The sequence below is a fragment of the Flavivirga aquatica genome (genome assembly GCF_001747085.1).
Taxonomy (GTDB): Bacteria; Bacteroidota; Bacteroidia; order Flavobacteriales; family Flavobacteriaceae; genus Algibacter_C; species Algibacter_C aquatica.
In genome coordinates, this window is record NZ_MDJD01000007.1 from 355520 (window position 1) to 372941 (window position 17422).

Annotated in this window: 13 protein-coding genes; 4 read left to right on the top strand and 9 right to left on the bottom strand. The window is 30.6% G+C overall.

Annotated features, from left to right (window positions below):
• The 3 genes from A8C32_RS02175 to ileS form a co-directional block, all read right to left on the bottom strand.
• On the bottom strand, positions 1 to 633 hold the full coding sequence (locus A8C32_RS02175) for a lipoprotein signal peptidase (RefSeq protein ID WP_069828808.1): 633 nt from the start codon (positions 631 to 633) through the stop codon (positions 1 to 3).
• An 89-nt stretch (positions 634 to 722) separates the two neighbouring features.
• Positions 723 to 1103, bottom strand: a complete 381-nt coding sequence (locus A8C32_RS02180) for a TraR/DksA family transcriptional regulator (RefSeq protein WP_069828809.1) — start codon at positions 1101 to 1103, stop codon at positions 723 to 725.
• A 5-nt stretch (positions 1104 to 1108) separates the two neighbouring features.
• Complete coding sequence (ileS, locus tag A8C32_RS02185) at positions 1109 to 4513, bottom strand: isoleucine--tRNA ligase (protein WP_069828810.1); 3405 nt, start codon at positions 4511 to 4513, stop codon at positions 1109 to 1111.
• Positions 4514 to 4999: 486 nt separating this feature from the next.
• Here ileS and A8C32_RS02190 point away from each other — a divergent pair, with 486 nt between their 5' ends.
• Entirely contained in the window at positions 5000 to 7177 is a 2178-nt protein-coding gene (locus A8C32_RS02190; protein ID WP_069828811.1) for a T9SS type A sorting domain-containing protein, read from the top strand.
• A gap of 117 nt (positions 7178 to 7294) precedes the next feature.
• Here A8C32_RS02190 and A8C32_RS02195 read toward each other — a convergent pair whose 3' ends face one another.
• From A8C32_RS02195 to panC, 6 genes are all read right to left on the bottom strand, one after another.
• Positions 7295 to 7921, bottom strand: a complete 627-nt coding sequence (locus A8C32_RS02195; protein ID WP_123803300.1) for a hypothetical protein — start codon at positions 7919 to 7921, stop codon at positions 7295 to 7297.
• Between the two features lie 17 nt (positions 7922 to 7938).
• Positions 7939 to 9297: a DNA repair protein RadA gene (radA, locus tag A8C32_RS02200; protein ID WP_069828813.1), complete on the bottom strand. Its 1359-nt coding sequence runs from the start codon at positions 9295 to 9297 to the stop codon at positions 7939 to 7941.
• Between the two features lie 6 nt (positions 9298 to 9303).
• Complete coding sequence (locus A8C32_RS02205; protein WP_069828814.1) at positions 9304 to 10452, bottom strand: alpha/beta hydrolase; 1149 nt, start codon at positions 10450 to 10452, stop codon at positions 9304 to 9306.
• 91 nt (positions 10453 to 10543) lie between these two features.
• The gene (locus A8C32_RS02210) at positions 10544 to 11500 is read right to left on the bottom strand and encodes a lysylphosphatidylglycerol synthase transmembrane domain-containing protein (RefSeq protein ID WP_069828815.1); all 957 of its coding nucleotides are present in this window, start codon (positions 11498 to 11500) and stop codon (positions 10544 to 10546) included.
• A 4-nt stretch (positions 11501 to 11504) separates the two neighbouring features.
• Entirely contained in the window at positions 11505 to 11855 is a 351-nt protein-coding gene (gene panD, locus A8C32_RS02215; protein ID WP_069828816.1) for an aspartate 1-decarboxylase, read from the bottom strand.
• Positions 11856 to 11868: 13 nt separating this feature from the next.
• Positions 11869 to 12720: a pantoate--beta-alanine ligase gene (panC, locus tag A8C32_RS02220; protein WP_069828817.1), complete on the bottom strand. Its 852-nt coding sequence runs from the start codon at positions 12718 to 12720 to the stop codon at positions 11869 to 11871.
• A 200-nt stretch (positions 12721 to 12920) separates the two neighbouring features.
• On the opposite strand from panC, the gene A8C32_RS02225 reads away from it, so the two are divergent.
• The 3 genes from A8C32_RS02225 to glmS are packed head-to-tail and all read left to right on the top strand — an operon-like array spanning position 12921 to position 17262.
• On the top strand, positions 12921 to 13730 hold the full coding sequence (locus tag A8C32_RS02225; protein ID WP_069828818.1) for a glycogen/starch synthase: 810 nt from the start codon (positions 12921 to 12923) through the stop codon (positions 13728 to 13730).
• Positions 13731 to 13754: 24 nt separating this feature from the next.
• Entirely contained in the window at positions 13755 to 15398 is a 1644-nt protein-coding gene (gene bamH, locus A8C32_RS02230) for a BamH family beta-barrel-assembly machinery protein (RefSeq protein ID WP_069828819.1), read from the top strand.
• A 16-nt stretch (positions 15399 to 15414) separates the two neighbouring features.
• Positions 15415 to 17262, top strand: a complete 1848-nt coding sequence (gene glmS / locus A8C32_RS02235; RefSeq protein ID WP_069828820.1) for a glutamine--fructose-6-phosphate transaminase (isomerizing) — start codon at positions 15415 to 15417, stop codon at positions 17260 to 17262.
• Positions 17263 to 17422: the final 160 nt, after the last annotated feature.

Here is a 17422-nt window from a genome sequence, read left to right on the forward strand (position 1 = left end):
CTAATTATATCCTCTTTTAGAAAATGCTTTTTTATTAAAAACGATAAGCATAATAAAGCCTGTGCTTATAGCTATATCGGCTATGTTAAATACAGGTTCAAAAAAATTAAAACGCTTGCCACCATAAAATGGAAACCACGTAGGCAAATCTATCTCAAATAAAGGAAAATAAAGCATATCCACAACTTTTCCATGGAGTAAGCTATCGTACCCACCTTTCTCTGGTAAAAAAGCAGCTACTACTTGGTTAGTACTATCATCAAACAGGACACCATAGAATACAGAATCAATAATATTCCCTAAAGCACCTGCTAATATTAAAGCAATTGCTAATATTAAAACTCTAGAACTTTGTTTTTGCGTAGCATCATATAACCAATAACCAATTCCAAAAATTGCAACAACTCTAAATAAAGTCAATGTTATTTTTGCTGTTCTATCAGAAATAAAAGAGACAAAATCACTAATCTTTGTACCCCAAGCCATACCATCATTTTCAATAAAATATATTTTAAACCAACTAAAAACATCAACACTTTCATGAAGTGCAAAATTGGTTTTTATATATATTTTGCTTATTTGATCTAAAAGCAAAACAAGTATAATAAGAGGTATTGATTTTTTTAACGACATAAGATTAATTTAAGCCCTTTCCATTCAACTTGTAAAAATAAAAACGTCTCAAAATATGAGACGTTTCAAATATATAATTAAAATAAAAATTATTGCATATTTTTTGCTTCAATACTTAACGTTGCATGAGGCACTAACTCTAAACGTTTCTTATTAATTAGTTTTCCCGTAACACGGCAAATACCATAGGTTTTGTTTTCAATTCTAATTAGTGCATTTTTCAAATCACGTATAAACTTCTCTTGCCTAATCGCTAATTGAGAATTTGATTCTTTACTCATTACCTGACTTCCTTCATCAAAAGCCTTAAACGTTGGAGAAGTGTCTTCTGTACCGTTATTATGGTCATTCATATAGGCACTTTTAATAAGGTCTAAATCATGTTGCGCTTTATCAATTTTGTCTTGAATAAGTTCTTTGAATTCAGCTAAATCTTTATCAGAATATCTTATGTTAGTATCTAAGCCCATAGTTTTTAATGTTTTTGAATAAACAATTTGGTATTTATATTGTCAAACGCAACTTCAATACCATTATCTAATTTATCTATAATTTCAAGTTCACTTGTTAATGTTTCTGTTTTTATATATGCTATATTATCAACAATAGCATTTACTATATTTTCATCTTTTTGGAGCTTAACATCTATTTTATCTGTTACTTCAAAGCCAGAATCTTTACGTAAATTCTGAATTCTATTAATTAATTCTCTAGCGACACCTTCTTTTCGCAAATCTTCAGTAATAGTTACATCTAATGCTACAGTTAATGCTCCTTCATTTGCAACTAACCAACCTTCTATATCTTGTGATATAATTTCTACATCAGCGCGTTCTAAAATAACATTTTTTCCATTAATATCAACCTCCAAACTACCATTTTCTTCAATTTTATTAATATTTTCCGATGTAAAGTTAGTTATTGCATTAGCCACAAGCTTCATATCCCTTCCAAAACGTGGTCCCAACGCCTTAAAGTTAGGTTTTATTTGTTTTACCAAAATATCTGAAGCATCTTCTAAAAGTTCTATTTCTTTTACATTTACTTCATGTTTTATTAAATCGGACACCGCTAAAATCTCTTCTTTTTGTTCCTTATCACTAATAGGTATCATAATTTTTTGAAGTGGCTGACGCACTTTTATCTTTTCTTTAGCTCTTAACGATAATACTAATGAACATATTGTTTGAGCACTTTCCATTTTTCGCTCTAAACTTTTATCTACTAAAGAAGCATCAAAAATTGGGAAATTTGCTAAATGCACACTTTCGAATGTTTCCTTTTTAGTTACGGCATTTAAATCTAAGTACAATTTATCCATAAAGAAAGGTGCAATAGGAGCTCCTAACTTTGCTATAGTAACCATGCATGTATATAATGTTTGATATGCCGAAATTTTATCTTCTTGATAATCTCCTTTCCAAAAACGTCTTCTACTTAAACGAACAAACCAGTTACTTAAATAATCTTGCGTAAAATCTGAAATTGCTCTTGCTGCTTTAGTAGGCTCATAATCTGCATAATAATCATCAACCTTTTGAATCAATGTATGCAATTCTGAAAGTACCCAACGGTCTATTTCTGGTCTTTCATTTAAATTAATATCTGCTTCACTGTAATTAAAATTATCCAGATTAGCATATAACTGAAAGAAAGAATATGTATTGTATAGTGTTCCAAAAAACTTTCGCTTTACTTCTTCTATACCTTCTAAATCAAACTTTAAATTATCCCAAGGGTTTGCATTACTAATCATATACCAACGTGTGGCATCAGCTCCATATTTCCCTAATGTATCAAAAGGATCTGCCGCATTCCCTAAACGTTTGGACATTTTTTGTCCATTCTTATCTAACACCAATCCATTAGACACTACATTTTTATAAGCAACCGAATCGAAAACCATAGTTCCAATAGCATGAAGCGTATAAAACCAACCACGTGTTTGGTCTACACCTTCTGCTATAAAATCTGCTGGGTACGATTTATTATTATCGATTAACTCTTTATTCTCAAATGGGTAATGCCATTGCGCATAGGGCATAGAACCAGAATCAAACCAAACATCAATTAAATCACTTTCACGAAACATTTTCTGACCAGTAGGAGACACTAATACAATGTCGTCCACAATATTTTTATGTAAATCTAATTTAGCATAATTTTCTTCAGAATTATTCCCTACTTCAAAATCTGCAAAAATATCTTCTTTTAATAGACCCGCTGAAACTGCCTTAATCATTTCAGATTTCAACTCTTCTACAGAACCAATACAAATTTCCTCCTTACCATCTTCTGTTCTCCAAATTGGCAGTGGTATTCCCCAATAACGAGATCGTGACAAATTCCAATCGTTAGCATTTGCTAACCAATTACCAAAACGTCCTTCTCCTGTACTTTTAGGTTTCCAGTTGATAGTTTTATTAAGACTATGCATTTTATCCTTAACATCGGTTACTTTAATAAACCAAGAGTCTAATGGATAATACAAAATAGGCTTATCTGTTCTCCAACAATTTGGATAACTATGCTTATATTTCTCTACCTTAAAGGCTTTATTTTCTTCTTTTAATTTAATAGCTATTTCAACATCAACAGAACGCTCTGGTGCTTCATCTTCAAGATAATATTCATTTTTCACATACTTTCCAGCATATTCTCCCATTTCTGGTCTAAACTTACCTTGTAAATCTACAAGAGGCACCAAATTATCATTCTCATCTTTCACCAACATTGGCGGCACTTCTGGTGTTGCTTGTTTCGCTACCAAGGCATCATCTGCTCCAAAGGTTGGTGCGGTATGTACAATCCCAGTACCATCCTCAGTTGTTACAAAATCTCCTGAAATAACTCTAAAAGCGTTTTCAGGATTATCATTTGGTAAAGCATAAGCCAATAACTGCTCATACTTAATACCAACTAAATCTTTTCCTTTAAATTCTTTAACAATGTAAAACGGAATTTTCTTATCTCCAGATTTATATGTTAATAATTCAGACTTATCCTCTACCTGATTAAATTTTCCAGCAAATTGTTTTGCTACCAAAGGTTTTGCTAAAACAACGTTCATAGGTTTAAATGTGTATTGGTTATATGTTTCAACCAATACATAATCAATTTTTGGACCTACTGTCAATGCTGTATTACTAGGCAGTGTCCAAGGTGTTGTTGTCCAAGCTAAAAAATAAATAGTGCCTTCGTTTTGTAAAAAGTCTGGTAATGTATCTTCTATGGCTTTAAACTGAGCAACCACTGTTGTATCAGTCACATCTTGATACGTCCCTGGCTGATTTAATTCATGGGAACTTAATCCTGTTCCAGCTTTTGGTGAATAAGGTTGTATGGTATAGCCTTTATACAACAAACTTTTATTATATATTTGCTTTAATAGCCACCAAACACTCTCCATGTATTTAGGCTCGTAAGTAATATATGGGTCATCCATATCTACCCAATAGCCCATTTTTTGAGTTAAATCGTTCCAAACATCTGTATAACGCATAACAGCTTTTCTACAAGCTGCATTATAATTTTCTACAGAAATAGTTTTTCCTATATCTTCCTTAGTTATACCTAACTCTTTTTCTACACCTAATTCAATAGGCAAACCATGGGTATCCCAACCAGCTTTACGTTTTACTTGAAAACCTTTCATCGTTTTATAACGTGGAAAAATATCTTTAATAGCACGAGCCAAAACGTGATGTACTCCAGGTAGTCCATTTGCAGAAGGAGGTCCTTCAAAAAACACAAACGGTTTATTACTGTCTCGTGTAGAAACACTTTTTTCAAAAATGTTATTATCCTCCCAATACTGTAGTATCTCGTTAGCTACATTTGGTAAGTCAAGTCCTTTATACTCAGGAAATTTAGCGTTCATTTACTATAAATTCTTATAAGATTGCGAATTTAAGGAAATTTGTTAAAAAATAATTGAAATTTAAGTTAAAAGGAATAGAAAATCTAAGTTTAGTATCTAAAAGCCTTTCTATAAATATTCATTTTATTTTAACAAATCTCTACATCTTTTTTAATGAACAATAACGAATAACCATTACACTTATTTCACACCCCCGTATTTCTTACAATTTTTTACAACAAAAATCAAAAAAAAATTCACATAAATACACAGCTCAATTACTTCGTTACTAATATTTTATTAAAATAAATGTTTTTTTTTAGCAGTATATGATCTTTTAAGAAAAATATTACGTATAAACCTATAACAAATCAAATTTACAACTATATCTTAACAACGACAAATCACTAACCTATAACAAATTACACATAAAAACCATGTTAACTGTATTTTTATTATGTGTATAGATATACGCTTTTATCATTAACATTTTTAAATTACCTACTTATGAAAGTAACAAACTATTTTATAGTTTTTGTATTTAGTCTCATTTTTAGTCAGCTAAATGCAAAAGATTATTATGTTTCCACTAACGGAAAGGACTCTAACAACGGTTCCTTAAGATCCCCATTTAAAACCATTCAAAAAGCTGCAGATGTAATGAATCCTGGTGATATTTGTCACATATTTGGTGGAATTTATAGAGAAACAGTCGTTGTAAAAAACAACAACGTAACTTTTAAAAACTACAACAATGAAGAAGTTACTGTTTCTGGTACAGTGAAATTAAAAAACTGGACATCTTATAAAAACGGGATATACAAAGCCAATTATCCTGGAGCAGAAACTCAATTCACAATGCTTTTTGTTGATTTTAAAAGACAAGAAATGGCACGTTGGCCAAATAATACAACGGGGAATATGATGGATCCTCTTGATAAGAATTCTGGATATGCAGATTGTAGAGTTTTTACAGGCGTAAAAGGAAAAAAACCAAGAAAAGTAACATTTAATAACATGCCTAGTTTTCCAAACAACTTTTTTAAAGGGGGTATTTTTAGAGGTATAAATGGGAAAAAATGGATGAATCCAATGGGTACCGTTACAGCATCTCAAGGAAAAAATTTAACAGTAAACGCTTTAACAAAAGGGTGGCTTGATAACAGTGAAAAAATATCAAGTAACGATGGTAAAGGTCATGGTTTTATTTTTCATCTAAATGCGCTTGACATTGAAAACGAATGGTTTCAAAAAGACGATAAAGTCTACTACAAACCACCTACTGGAAAGAACCCTAACAACATGAATATCGAAGTAAAAAAGAGAAAATGGGGTTTTCAAATTAACAATAGAAGTGGCGTTATTATAAATGGGATAAAAATTCATGCTGCTTCAATAGAACTAAAAAACAGTAACAACTGTAAAGTTCTAAATAGCTCTATACAATATTTAATGCCATTCATAATGAGGGCAAATTACGCTGTATCTTATAAAGAACATGGTGGAATATATATAAATGGTAACAACAATGAATTCAAGAATTGCTATGTAGCACATAGCTGGGGAAATGGTTTTACTATTGAAGGAGGAAATGACAACAAAATCAAGAATTGCTATATTGAAGACATTGGCTGGATTGCTCAATTTACTTCAAATATCCAAAACAATGGATTTAACACTCTAGTAGACCATAGTACTTTAGGGTCTTCTGGTAGATTTCATATTCGTACCAATAAAAAAATGCAAATTACCTATAACGACCTTTACGATTGCATGAAGATGGGACAAGACGCAGGCTCTATACAATGTACAAATGGAGGTGCTTGGGGTGTTCCTATAAATTTACAAGGCACAGAAATAGCATACAATAGAATTCATGATTGCACAACACTAACCAATGAGAGAAAACAATTTGTATTAGCTTTTTATTTAGAAGGATGCTATAATTACACCGTACACCATAACTTAGTATATAATTTTATAACAGACGTTGTTCCTGACGGAACCTTTACCTATTTAGGCCCTAGGAAATCGAAAATAAAAGATTGTTATTATTATAATAATACTGTTTGGAATGTTAATTGGGGGGTAAGAATATGGAATAGAGATAAAGATGGAAAACTAGAAAATGTTCGTTTTTGGAATAATATTATTGATAAAAAGTCCAAAGACAATACAGATCGAGATAATGGCATTCTATACAGATTGATCGATTTTAAAAACAACTATAGAAAAGCTTCTTCAAACAATCAAAACTCTATTTTCATGAATGCGCAGACGGGAGATTTTCGTTTAAAGCGAAATTCTGCTCCAATTGATGCTGGTAGATTTATACGAAATATCACCACTGATGTTAATGGTTCTTCTCCAGATATTGGAGCTATTGAATATGGTTCTACATTCCCAAATGTGGGCTCAAACTTAACCCCTAACAATTATAACACTGGTCAAATTACCCTAAGTACTTCAAAAGAAAACATTCTTAAAACTACAACTGTTTATCCTAATCCTGCACATAACGAATTAAATATAAATGGGAAGTTTAACCAATGGGAAATTTTTAATTTAACAGGTCAATCAATTACAAAAGGTAACATTAATAAGATCGATATTTCAAACTTATCTAAAGGGGTTTATTTTATAAAAATTGATCAGAAAACTACAAAAAAAATCATTAAAAATTAACCTATTATAAATTTATAAAAGTTGTTCAAATGGATAAAATCATATCCATTTGAACAACTCTAATATTAATACAATAACCAATTTAACTTTTATTTTTATAAAAGATTTAATTAAGCATCAATCAACACAAAAATCATTATAATAATACACTATATCAGGAATAGTATCTATATTAAATTCTTTTTTATTTAATTTTTGAATAACCCCTTCGCAATCACTAAAATATTTTTTAACACTTTTTTTAAAATTTACAACTCCTAAAAAATCAATTGCTTCTAAATCACCCTCTTTTTTTGCATAATATCTATTAAAAGTTTCTCTATGCCCCGATGTTACTCTTATAGGTGGTTCCATTTTTTGATCAAGAACAGTATAACCATCAACAACAAAATGACTCCTAATTTCAACATATAGACTTATCACACCTTGCTCTACAACTTTTAATAACCTTGGAGTTTTCCTATGTTGTATTTTTATATATGAAAAAGTAATATCATCTTCATATGTCTTATTAAAAGTAATTCCTTTCACTATTAAATCAGTCCATACATCTGGTTTTCCTTCAAGAGAAGCTTTAAATTTAATTTTATAAATCTTTAAAATTTCTACAATTTTCCCATAACCTTTAACAGAAGTTCCGTCTAAAAAATGAATAGTAGCTTTTTCATATTTATTGAATAGAATATTCGATTCCATTGAAAAAATAGACATAGAATAAAGCAGAACTATAAAAAGTATTCTCATTTCTAATATAACAACTTTTAAACTAAATAACCTACCAAATCCTCAACCTTAGAAATAAGCTGAATATTAATAACTGTGTTTTTTAATGAAATTTTATTGTATTTAGATACAAAAATGGTTGAAAACCCAAGTTTCTCTGCTTCTAAAATACGCTGTTCTACACGTTGTACCGGCCTTATTTCCCCTGATAAACCAACTTCTGCGGCAAAGCAATAATTTGCCAACAAAGCTTCATCTTCATTAGAGGATAATATAGCAGCTACTACAGCTAAATCTATTGCTGGATCATCAACCGTAATACCTCCTGTAATATTTAAAAACACATCTTTTGCCCCTAACCTAAAACCTGCACGTTTTTCTAAAACAGCTAATAACATATTAAGCCGTTTTGCATTAAAACCAGTAGCAGAACGTTGAGGTGTACCATAAACAGCTGTACTTACCAAAGCTTGTACTTCTATCATTAACGGGCGCATGCCTTCAAGGGTAGCCGCAATAGCGTTCCCAGATAATTCTTCGTCTTTTTTAGAAATTAGAATCTCACTAGGGTTACTTACTTCTCTTAAGCCAGAACCTTGCATTTCGTAAATACCTAGCTCATTTGTTGATCCAAAACGATTTTTATTCGCTCTTAAAATTCGAAACACATGATTACGATCTCCTTCAAACTGCAATACAGTATCTACCATATGTTCTAAAATTTTAGGTCCTGCAATATTGCCATCTTTAGTTATATGCCCTATTAATAAAACAGGTATCGCTGTCTCTTTTGCAAATTTAATAAGCTCTGTAGTACACTCCTTTATTTGAGAAATACTACCTGAAGACGACTCTATATAGTCACTATGTAGTGTTTGAATGGAATCTATTATAACAATATCTGGTTCTAAAGCCTCAATTTGCTTGAATATATTTTGAGTCTTGGTTTCTGTTAAAATATAACAATTATTATTTTCTGGATTAATACGCTCTGCACGCATTTTTATTTGTTTTTGACTTTCTTCGCCAGAAACATACAATGTTTTATATGGTAATTTTAATGAAATTTGAAGCAACAGTGTACTCTTTCCTATCCCTGGCTCACCACCTAAAAGCGTTAAAGACCCAGGAACCATTCCTCCTCCTAACACACGATTAAGCTCACCATCAAAAGTATTTAACCGAGGCTCTTTCGATACATCAATTTCATTAATTAGCAATGGAACAGAAGCTCTCTTTATTGTTGATGCAGGTGTTTTCCAATCACTCTTTTCTGGTTTTTGAATAACCTCTTCTACAATAGTATTCCATTCTTTGCAAGCATTACATTGTCCTTGCCATTTAGCATATTGCGTTCCACAGTTTTGACAAAAAAATGTTGTTTTTACTTTAGCCATTACTATTTAGTACCCAAAATCTTCTTTAATTAAATCTGCTTTTTCTATCATCATGTCTTTTGTAATACCTGCTACTTCCTCTAAAGTATAAGCAGATTGATAGGTACGCATTGCTTTTTTAGGTTCTCCCGTTTCTTCATAAAATCGAGCTAAATAATAACTCCCTAAAATAGTACTAGGATATTGTTTTCTAGCTATATCACCTAAATCTTTATAAAATTCAAAAATTTCTTTCTTTTCAATAGCAGCAGATATAGCTTTAAAATCGTTAAGTAAAATCTTCTTTTCAACCCCAAATAAATCATTAATAGTTTGATATTTTTCTTGAAGATAAAGCACTGGAGATATTTCCAACTCAAGAATAGTTTCTTTATATTCCTTTTTACTTATTGGTTGAAAAGCTCTAAAAAACTTCTCAATAGCAGTAGGAAATGCATGTGTAGGTACAGAATAATGAGATGGTCCCTCAAAACTTTCAAAAGTATAATCTAAATTTTCATTTTCAATAGCAGAAATATCTGTATTTAAAGCATCAGACATCTCTTTTATAGATGCCGAATCATTATTCGTATTTGCTAAATAATAGAATATCTTAGACTCTAACTTATTTAATCTATTAGGTATAAAGTCTAACATATTGGGAGCCAATTCTGGACTTATCACTACATAACCTTTAAATAATGGCTTAGGTTTTAATAAGAAATAATTTATAAAATTTGCTGTTTCTCCATGACCTACAGCAACTCTAAAACTAGTTGTTTTATATGTTTTTTCTATATAAGGGATAAGCTCTAGACCTATAAATTCATAAAATTCAGATCCAGAATCAATTGGTAACGAGTTTTGCTCAGAATACATACAATCATCATAGCGTTTATCAAGCTGATTAATACCAACTACAATAGCTTCTGGCATATCTTCCCAATAAGAATAATAATCTACATTCCCTGCAACAGCTTCAAACATATAATCACCATCAAGTACTATAAATAAAGGATATTTTTTATCGTCATTAACATTATAACCTCTTGGTAATTGTATTTTCAATTCGCGAGACTCTTCTAATCTTGCAGACTCAAAGCTTTTATACTTAATTTGTGCTTGAGTAAGGGTTAAAACACAAAAAAAGATCAAAAAAATAATAGGTTTCTTCATTTTAATTAATTTGAAGTTTAATTTGGCAAGGTATGAAATAAGCCTAAACTTTTCAAGGTTATTCTAATTTGAAAACAGTATAAAACTGTTTCTAAGTTTTTTTTCTATTATAAATAGGCAAGAATATAAATGATAAAACACCTAATAGAAAAATCATAAGTGTTTGAGATGACCAGATAATCCACCCAAAAGCATAACTAGCATCTTTTGGCAATCCAAATAACAACAAAGCACCTAATACAGCTGCAGGATAAAAAAACACACCTCCATTAGTTGCTGCTATAGTAAAGCTTGCTGCTATAAATGCAATAACAACAGCCCCTAAAGAAATACCTTCTAAATCTTTAACAGCAAATGTAGTAACATAAAACATAAGGATGTACATCCCCCAGATGAATAAAGTATGAAAAATAAATAACCATTTATTTTTCATTTTAAAAATACTTAAAAGCCCCTCTAATAATCCATTTAAAAATGTTTTAATTTTCAAAGCGATGTTTAATTGACTTTGCTTTATATAAAAAATCAAAACAAAGAAAATAACAGCAAATACCCCCCCTACAAAAATCAATTTCCTAGATGGAATTAATTTTTCTAAAAGCTGAAAAATAAAATCAAATTGAACGATTAACGTTACAATTATAATCATTAGCATAACAATAAGATCTGCTATACGTTCTGCGACTATAGTCCCAAATCCTTTTTCAAAAGGCACTCCTTCATAATTTGTAAGAGCTACAGCTCTTAAAACTTCTCCAGATCGTGGAATTCCATAATTAGCCAAATAGGTTATAAATACCGCCATAATACTGTTAGGTAACTTTACATTATATCCCATTGGCTCCAATAAGTATTGCCATCTATAAGCCCGTGATAAATGACTTAACAAGCCAAAAAAGACACCTAAAACAACCCACCAATAATTTGCACTTTTAAAATAAGGAATTATAGTAGATATTGGTATTTTCGAAAACATATACCAACCAAAACAGACAGCTAATAAAAGCGGAATTAAAATCTTTAAAACCTTTTTTCTAATATTATTCAAGCCTTTATTTTAATAAGTTTGTAGCCTCGTCTGGAAAAACCAAAGAAGGCTTAAAAAGCTTAGCTTCTTCAATATCCATAAACCCATAAGTAATCAAAATTAATACATCTCCTGGAGAAACTAATCTAGCTGCCGCTCCATTAAGTGTAATTTCACCACTATGTCGAGGCCCAGGAATGGCATAAGTTTCTAATCTTGCTCCATTATTATTATTAACAATTTGAACCTTTTCGCCTTGTATAATATTAGCTGCATCCATTAAATCTTCATCAATAGTAATACTACCAATATAATTAAGGTCTGCACCAGTTACTTTTACTCTGTGAATTTTAGATTTTACTACTTGAATTTGCATACGGTAAAGATAATTAATTTAAAGCGATATTATCTATAAGTCTAATATCATCTGCATATACTGCTATAAAAGCCCTATATGATTTTTCGTTTGATTTTCGCGTAACTTCTTTTAAAGTTTCAACATTTGCAATAATGAAATATTCCAATTTCAACAAATCATGATTTGCAAATTGTTTTTCAACCCATCTCTCTACTTCATTAGCGCTTTTTGTCTCAAAATATTGCTTAGCAGCTATTAAAGTTTTATAGATAAATGACACTTCTTTTTTATACTTAGGCTTTAATCGTGTATTACGTGAACTCATGGCTAAACCATTAGCTTCACGATGTATTTCACATCCAACAATTGCAACAGGAATATTATGCTTTTCTACGAGCTTTTTAATGATTTGTAATTGTTGAAAATCCTTCTCTCCAAAATAAGCATTATGAGGTTTTATTATTTCAAAAAAACGTTTTACTATGGTTCCTACACCATCAAAGTGCCCATCCCGAAACCTTCCTTCCATTTCATATTCTAAACCATCAAAGTCAAAGCTTTGCGCTTCGGTTCTCCCTTCATAAATATCATCAACTGTAGGAGCATAAATTAATATATCATCCTTATTTAATGTACTTAATAATTCCACATCTTGATCTAATGTTCTTGGGTATTTTTCCAAATCCTTTTCATCATCAAACTGAGTAGGGTTAACAAAAATACTAACAACAACTTTATCATTATTCTCTAGAGCTTTTTTAACTAATTGTAAATGACCTTCATGCAAAGCCCCCATAGTAGGAACCAATCCTAATGTCTGCTTTTCTCCTTTTAAGAGATCAATAGTTTTTATTATTTGTTCTTTTTCTGAGTAAACTTCCACTTCTTAATAAAAAATTAACGCCTGCAAACTTAAGATTTTACAGCCAATCTGCATAAATTTTTGTACTTTTGCGTGTTTTTTATTTTGAATTTTCAAAATATAGGACCTTAACATATACAGTTTCTCAAATTTTTTCTTAGAAAAGAAAATTAAAAATACTGTATATATTAAAGTTAATAAAAGTCAACAAAAACAAACATATGAAAGATAAGAGGATATTATATGTATCATCTGAAGTAGTTCCTTATTTACCAGAAACTGAAATTTCTTCCATGTCTTTTGAAGCACCAAGAATGGTGAATCAACAGGGTGGACAAATAAGAATCTTCATGCCTAGATACGGCAATATAAACGAACGTAGACACCAATTACACGAAGTTATAAGGCTCTCAGGTATAAACCTAGTAATTAACGACTTAGATATGCCGCTTATAATTAAAGTAGCCTCTATACCTAAAGAACGTATTCAAGTATATTTTATTGATAACGATGAATACTTTAAAAGAAAAGCAACATTAACAGACGAAGATGGTAATCTATTTTCAGATAATGATGAGCGTGCCATTTTCTTTGCCAAAGGTGTTATTGAAACTGTAAAGAAATTAAATTGGTCACCAGATATTATACATGTACATGGTTGGTTGGCATCATTATTGCCGTTATATTTAAAACAATATTATAAAGATGAACCTCTATTTAATGAAAGTAAAATTGTTACTTCTGTCTACAATCAAAGCTTTGATAACACGTTAAATAAAGACATGCTTAATAAAATTAAGTTTGATAATATAGAAGAAGAAACTATCAAAGTGCTTGAAGAACCGTCGTATAATAACTTAATGAAAGTTGCTATAGACTATTCTGACGCATTAATAGTTGGCTCTGAAAATATTCCCGAAGATTTAGAAACTTATTTAAAAGCATCTAATAAGCCTATTTTAGAATATAAAAGTAAAGATGAATTTGGAGAAGCTTATACTACATTTTTTAACGATACAGTTTTAAGCTAAACTATTTATATTCATTCAAGACATATGAAAAAGACCATTAAATCCCTTAAGTTTTCAATTGCTTTTCTTTTTACTGTTTTATTTTTTATTGCTTGCGATAAAGATTTTAACACTATAGAAAGCGACGTTCTAGGAAAAAACAATACAAATTTCACTACTAAAGAAGGTGTTATTCCTATTACTGCATACAACAAAAAATTAGAAGCTCTACAAATTAACAATTTAGCATCTAGTTTATTGGGAGTTTTTAATGATCCTGCATATGGACAAACTACAGCTAGTATTATCACACAAATAACACCAGTGTCATTTAATCCAGATTTTGGAGAGAATCCAGTAATTGATAACGTTACATTGAATATTCCCTATTTTAGTTCAGCAATTAGCACCGATAACGAAGGTAATGTCCAATATACTTTAGATTCTTTATATGGCAATCCTAAAGCGGAATATAGGCTTACTATATATCAAAACAATTATTTTTTAAGAGATTTTGATCCTAATGCTACAACAAGTGATAATACTCAAAAGTATTATTCGAATGCGAATAGTGGTATCAATACCACAGAAAATTTTGCATTTAATGGAAATAGTCTTATCAATTTTGATTCTCAAAAAGGTGGGATAATATATCAAAATAATAAATTCAAACCAAGCGCAGCAGCTGTTATAACAACTACAGGTACAGGAGACAGTGCCGCTGAGACAAGATCTGTTCCTGCTATTAATATCCTTTTAGATAATACATTCTGGAAAGAAACCATTATAGATAAAGAAGGTGATGCTGTATTAAGTAGTTCTGATAACTTTAAAAACTATTTTAGAGGCATATATATTAAAGCTGAAGCGGTTAATGGAGAGGGCAGTACCGTTTTAATTAATTTGGCTTCAGTAGACGCAAATATCACTATTAATTACACATCTGGTGCAACAGATGCTAGAACAGAAAGTTCATATGTATTAAATTTTTCAGGAAATAGACTTAATACTTTTATTAATAACTTCGACAAGGTGACATTAGGAGATGGAAATAAGGTTTTAGGAGACGAAAGACTCTACTTAAAAGGGTCTGAAGGCTCTATGGCCATTGTAGATTTATTTCCAAATGGATTGGAAGATTTCAAAAATGAATTTAGGCAAACAGATAGTAATGGAGATTTTGTTAAGGATGAATTAACAGGAAATTTCATAGCAAAAAAACTTATAAATGAAGCTCATTTGATAGTTTATGAAGATGAGATAGATGTACCCGCAGATGAAGCTGATTACCATAAATATGATCGTATATATGCTTACGATATCAATAATAACATCACGACTATTGATTACATAAATGATCTAACGGCTAATGCTGATAATCCTTTAAACTCTAAAGTTATTAGCTTAAGCCAAAGGGATCCTGATGAAGGATCTTACAAAATACGTATTACTGATCACCTTAATAATATATTATTAAGAGATTCTACTAATACAAAATTAGGATTAGTATTATCTACTAATGTCAATTACACCAATATTGCTCCAATTTTAAATAGCAATAGTAATGAGGTTAGTGCTGTTCCTGCAGCATCAATTTTATCGCCAAGAGGAACCATTTTACATGGAAGTAGAAGTAATAAAGACGAGAAAAGATTAAAATTAAAAATATTTTTCACAGAACCTAATTAACCAAAAAAGTAAACTTATGTGTGGAATTGTAGGCTATATTGGGCCAAGAGAAGCGTATCCTATTGTTATAGAAGGACTTAAACGACTAGAATACAGAGGGTATGATAGTGCTGGTATTGCGCTATTTGACGGTACAAATCTTAAGGTTTGTAAAACAAAAGGAAAAGTAGCCGATTTAGAAGAGCGCTCTGAAAAAGAAATCACAAAAAATGGAAACGTAGGTATTGGTCATACTAGATGGGCTACACATGGTGTTCCTAATGACGTGAATTCTCATCCTCATATTTCAAACTCTGGTGAGTTAGTCATTATTCATAATGGCATAATAGAAAATTATGAATCACTAAAAAAAGAATTAATCACTAGAGGTTACACATTTAAATCTGATACAGATACAGAAGTACTAATCAATTTAATTGAAGACGTAAAAAAACAAGAAAATGTAAAACTTGGTAAAGCAGTACAAATTGCATTAAACCAAGTAATAGGCGCTTATGCTATTGCTGTTTTTGACAAAAATAAACCTGAAGAAATAGTTATTGCTCGCTTAGGAAGCCCTTTAGCAGTTGGGGTTGGTGAAGATGAGTTTTTTATAGCTAGTGATGCTTCTCCATTTTTAGAATATACTAAAAATGCCATTTATTTAGAAGATGAAGAAATGGCTATTATTAGATTTCATAAAGACATTAAAATTAGAAAAATCAAAGATGACTCTTTGGTAGATCCATATGTACAAAAGCTTCAAATAAACTTAGAGCAAATTGAAAAAGGTGGTTATGATCACTTTATGTTAAAAGAAATTCATGAGCAACCAAAAGCTATTACAGATACTTACAGAGGGCGGTTATTAAGACAAGAAGCTATTATAAAAATGGCAGGTATTGAGGATAACATGAAAAAGTTCCTTAATGCTAATCGTATTATTATAGTTGCGTGTGGAACATCATGGCACGCTGGTTTAGTTGCTGAATATATTTTCGAAGATTTAGCAAGAATACCTGTAGAAGTTGAATATGCATCAGAATTTAGATATCGTAATCCAGTAATAAATGAAAACGATGTACTAATTGCTATTTCTCAATCTGGTGAAACAGCAGATACATTAGCCGCTATTAAATTAGCAAAATCTAAAGGTGCTTTTGTTTTTGGCATTTGTAATGTTGTAGGTTCTTCTATTGCAAGAGAAACTGATGCTGGAGCTTATACACATGCAGGACCAGAAATAGGAGTAGCTTCAACGAAAGCATTTACTACTCAAATTACTGTTTTAACATTAATAGCTTTACGTATGGCTAGAGCTAAAGGTACTATTAGTAGTTCCGATTTCCGCCGTCATTTATTAGAACTTGAAATGATTCCTGCAAAAGTAGAAAAAGCTTTAGAATCTGATGATCATATTAAAATGATTGCAGATATATATAAAGATGTTAGTAATTTTCTGTATTTAGGACGAGGATATAATTTCCCTGTAGCGCTTGAAGGCGCCCTTAAACTAAAAGAGATCTCTTACATACATGCAGAAGGCTACCCTGCTGCAGAAATGAAACATGGTCCTATTGCTTTAATTGATGAAAATATGCCAATTGTTGTAATTGCAACCAAAAAGGGGCATTACGAAAAAGTTGTTAGTAATATTCAAGAAATAAAATCTAGGAAAGGAAAAATTATTGGTATTGTTACAGAAGGAGATATACAGGTAAAAGAATTAGCAGACCATGTTATTGAAGTTCCTGAAACACTAGAATCACTTTCTCCTTTATTAACTACTATTCCTCTTCAATTACTATCTTACCATATAGCTGTCTTGTTGGATAAAAATGTTGACCAACCAAGAAATTTAGCAAAATCTGTTACTGTAGAATAAACATGTATTGTTTTATTACCATTCTTTTAATCAAAAGAATGGTAATATCTCATTTATTTAGTCTTTTTTTTGATAAAAAAACTATGCAAGCATAATTTTTTTATATTTTTATACAAAAGTAATATAATATATACATATATTACTGTACTAAAAATTAAAC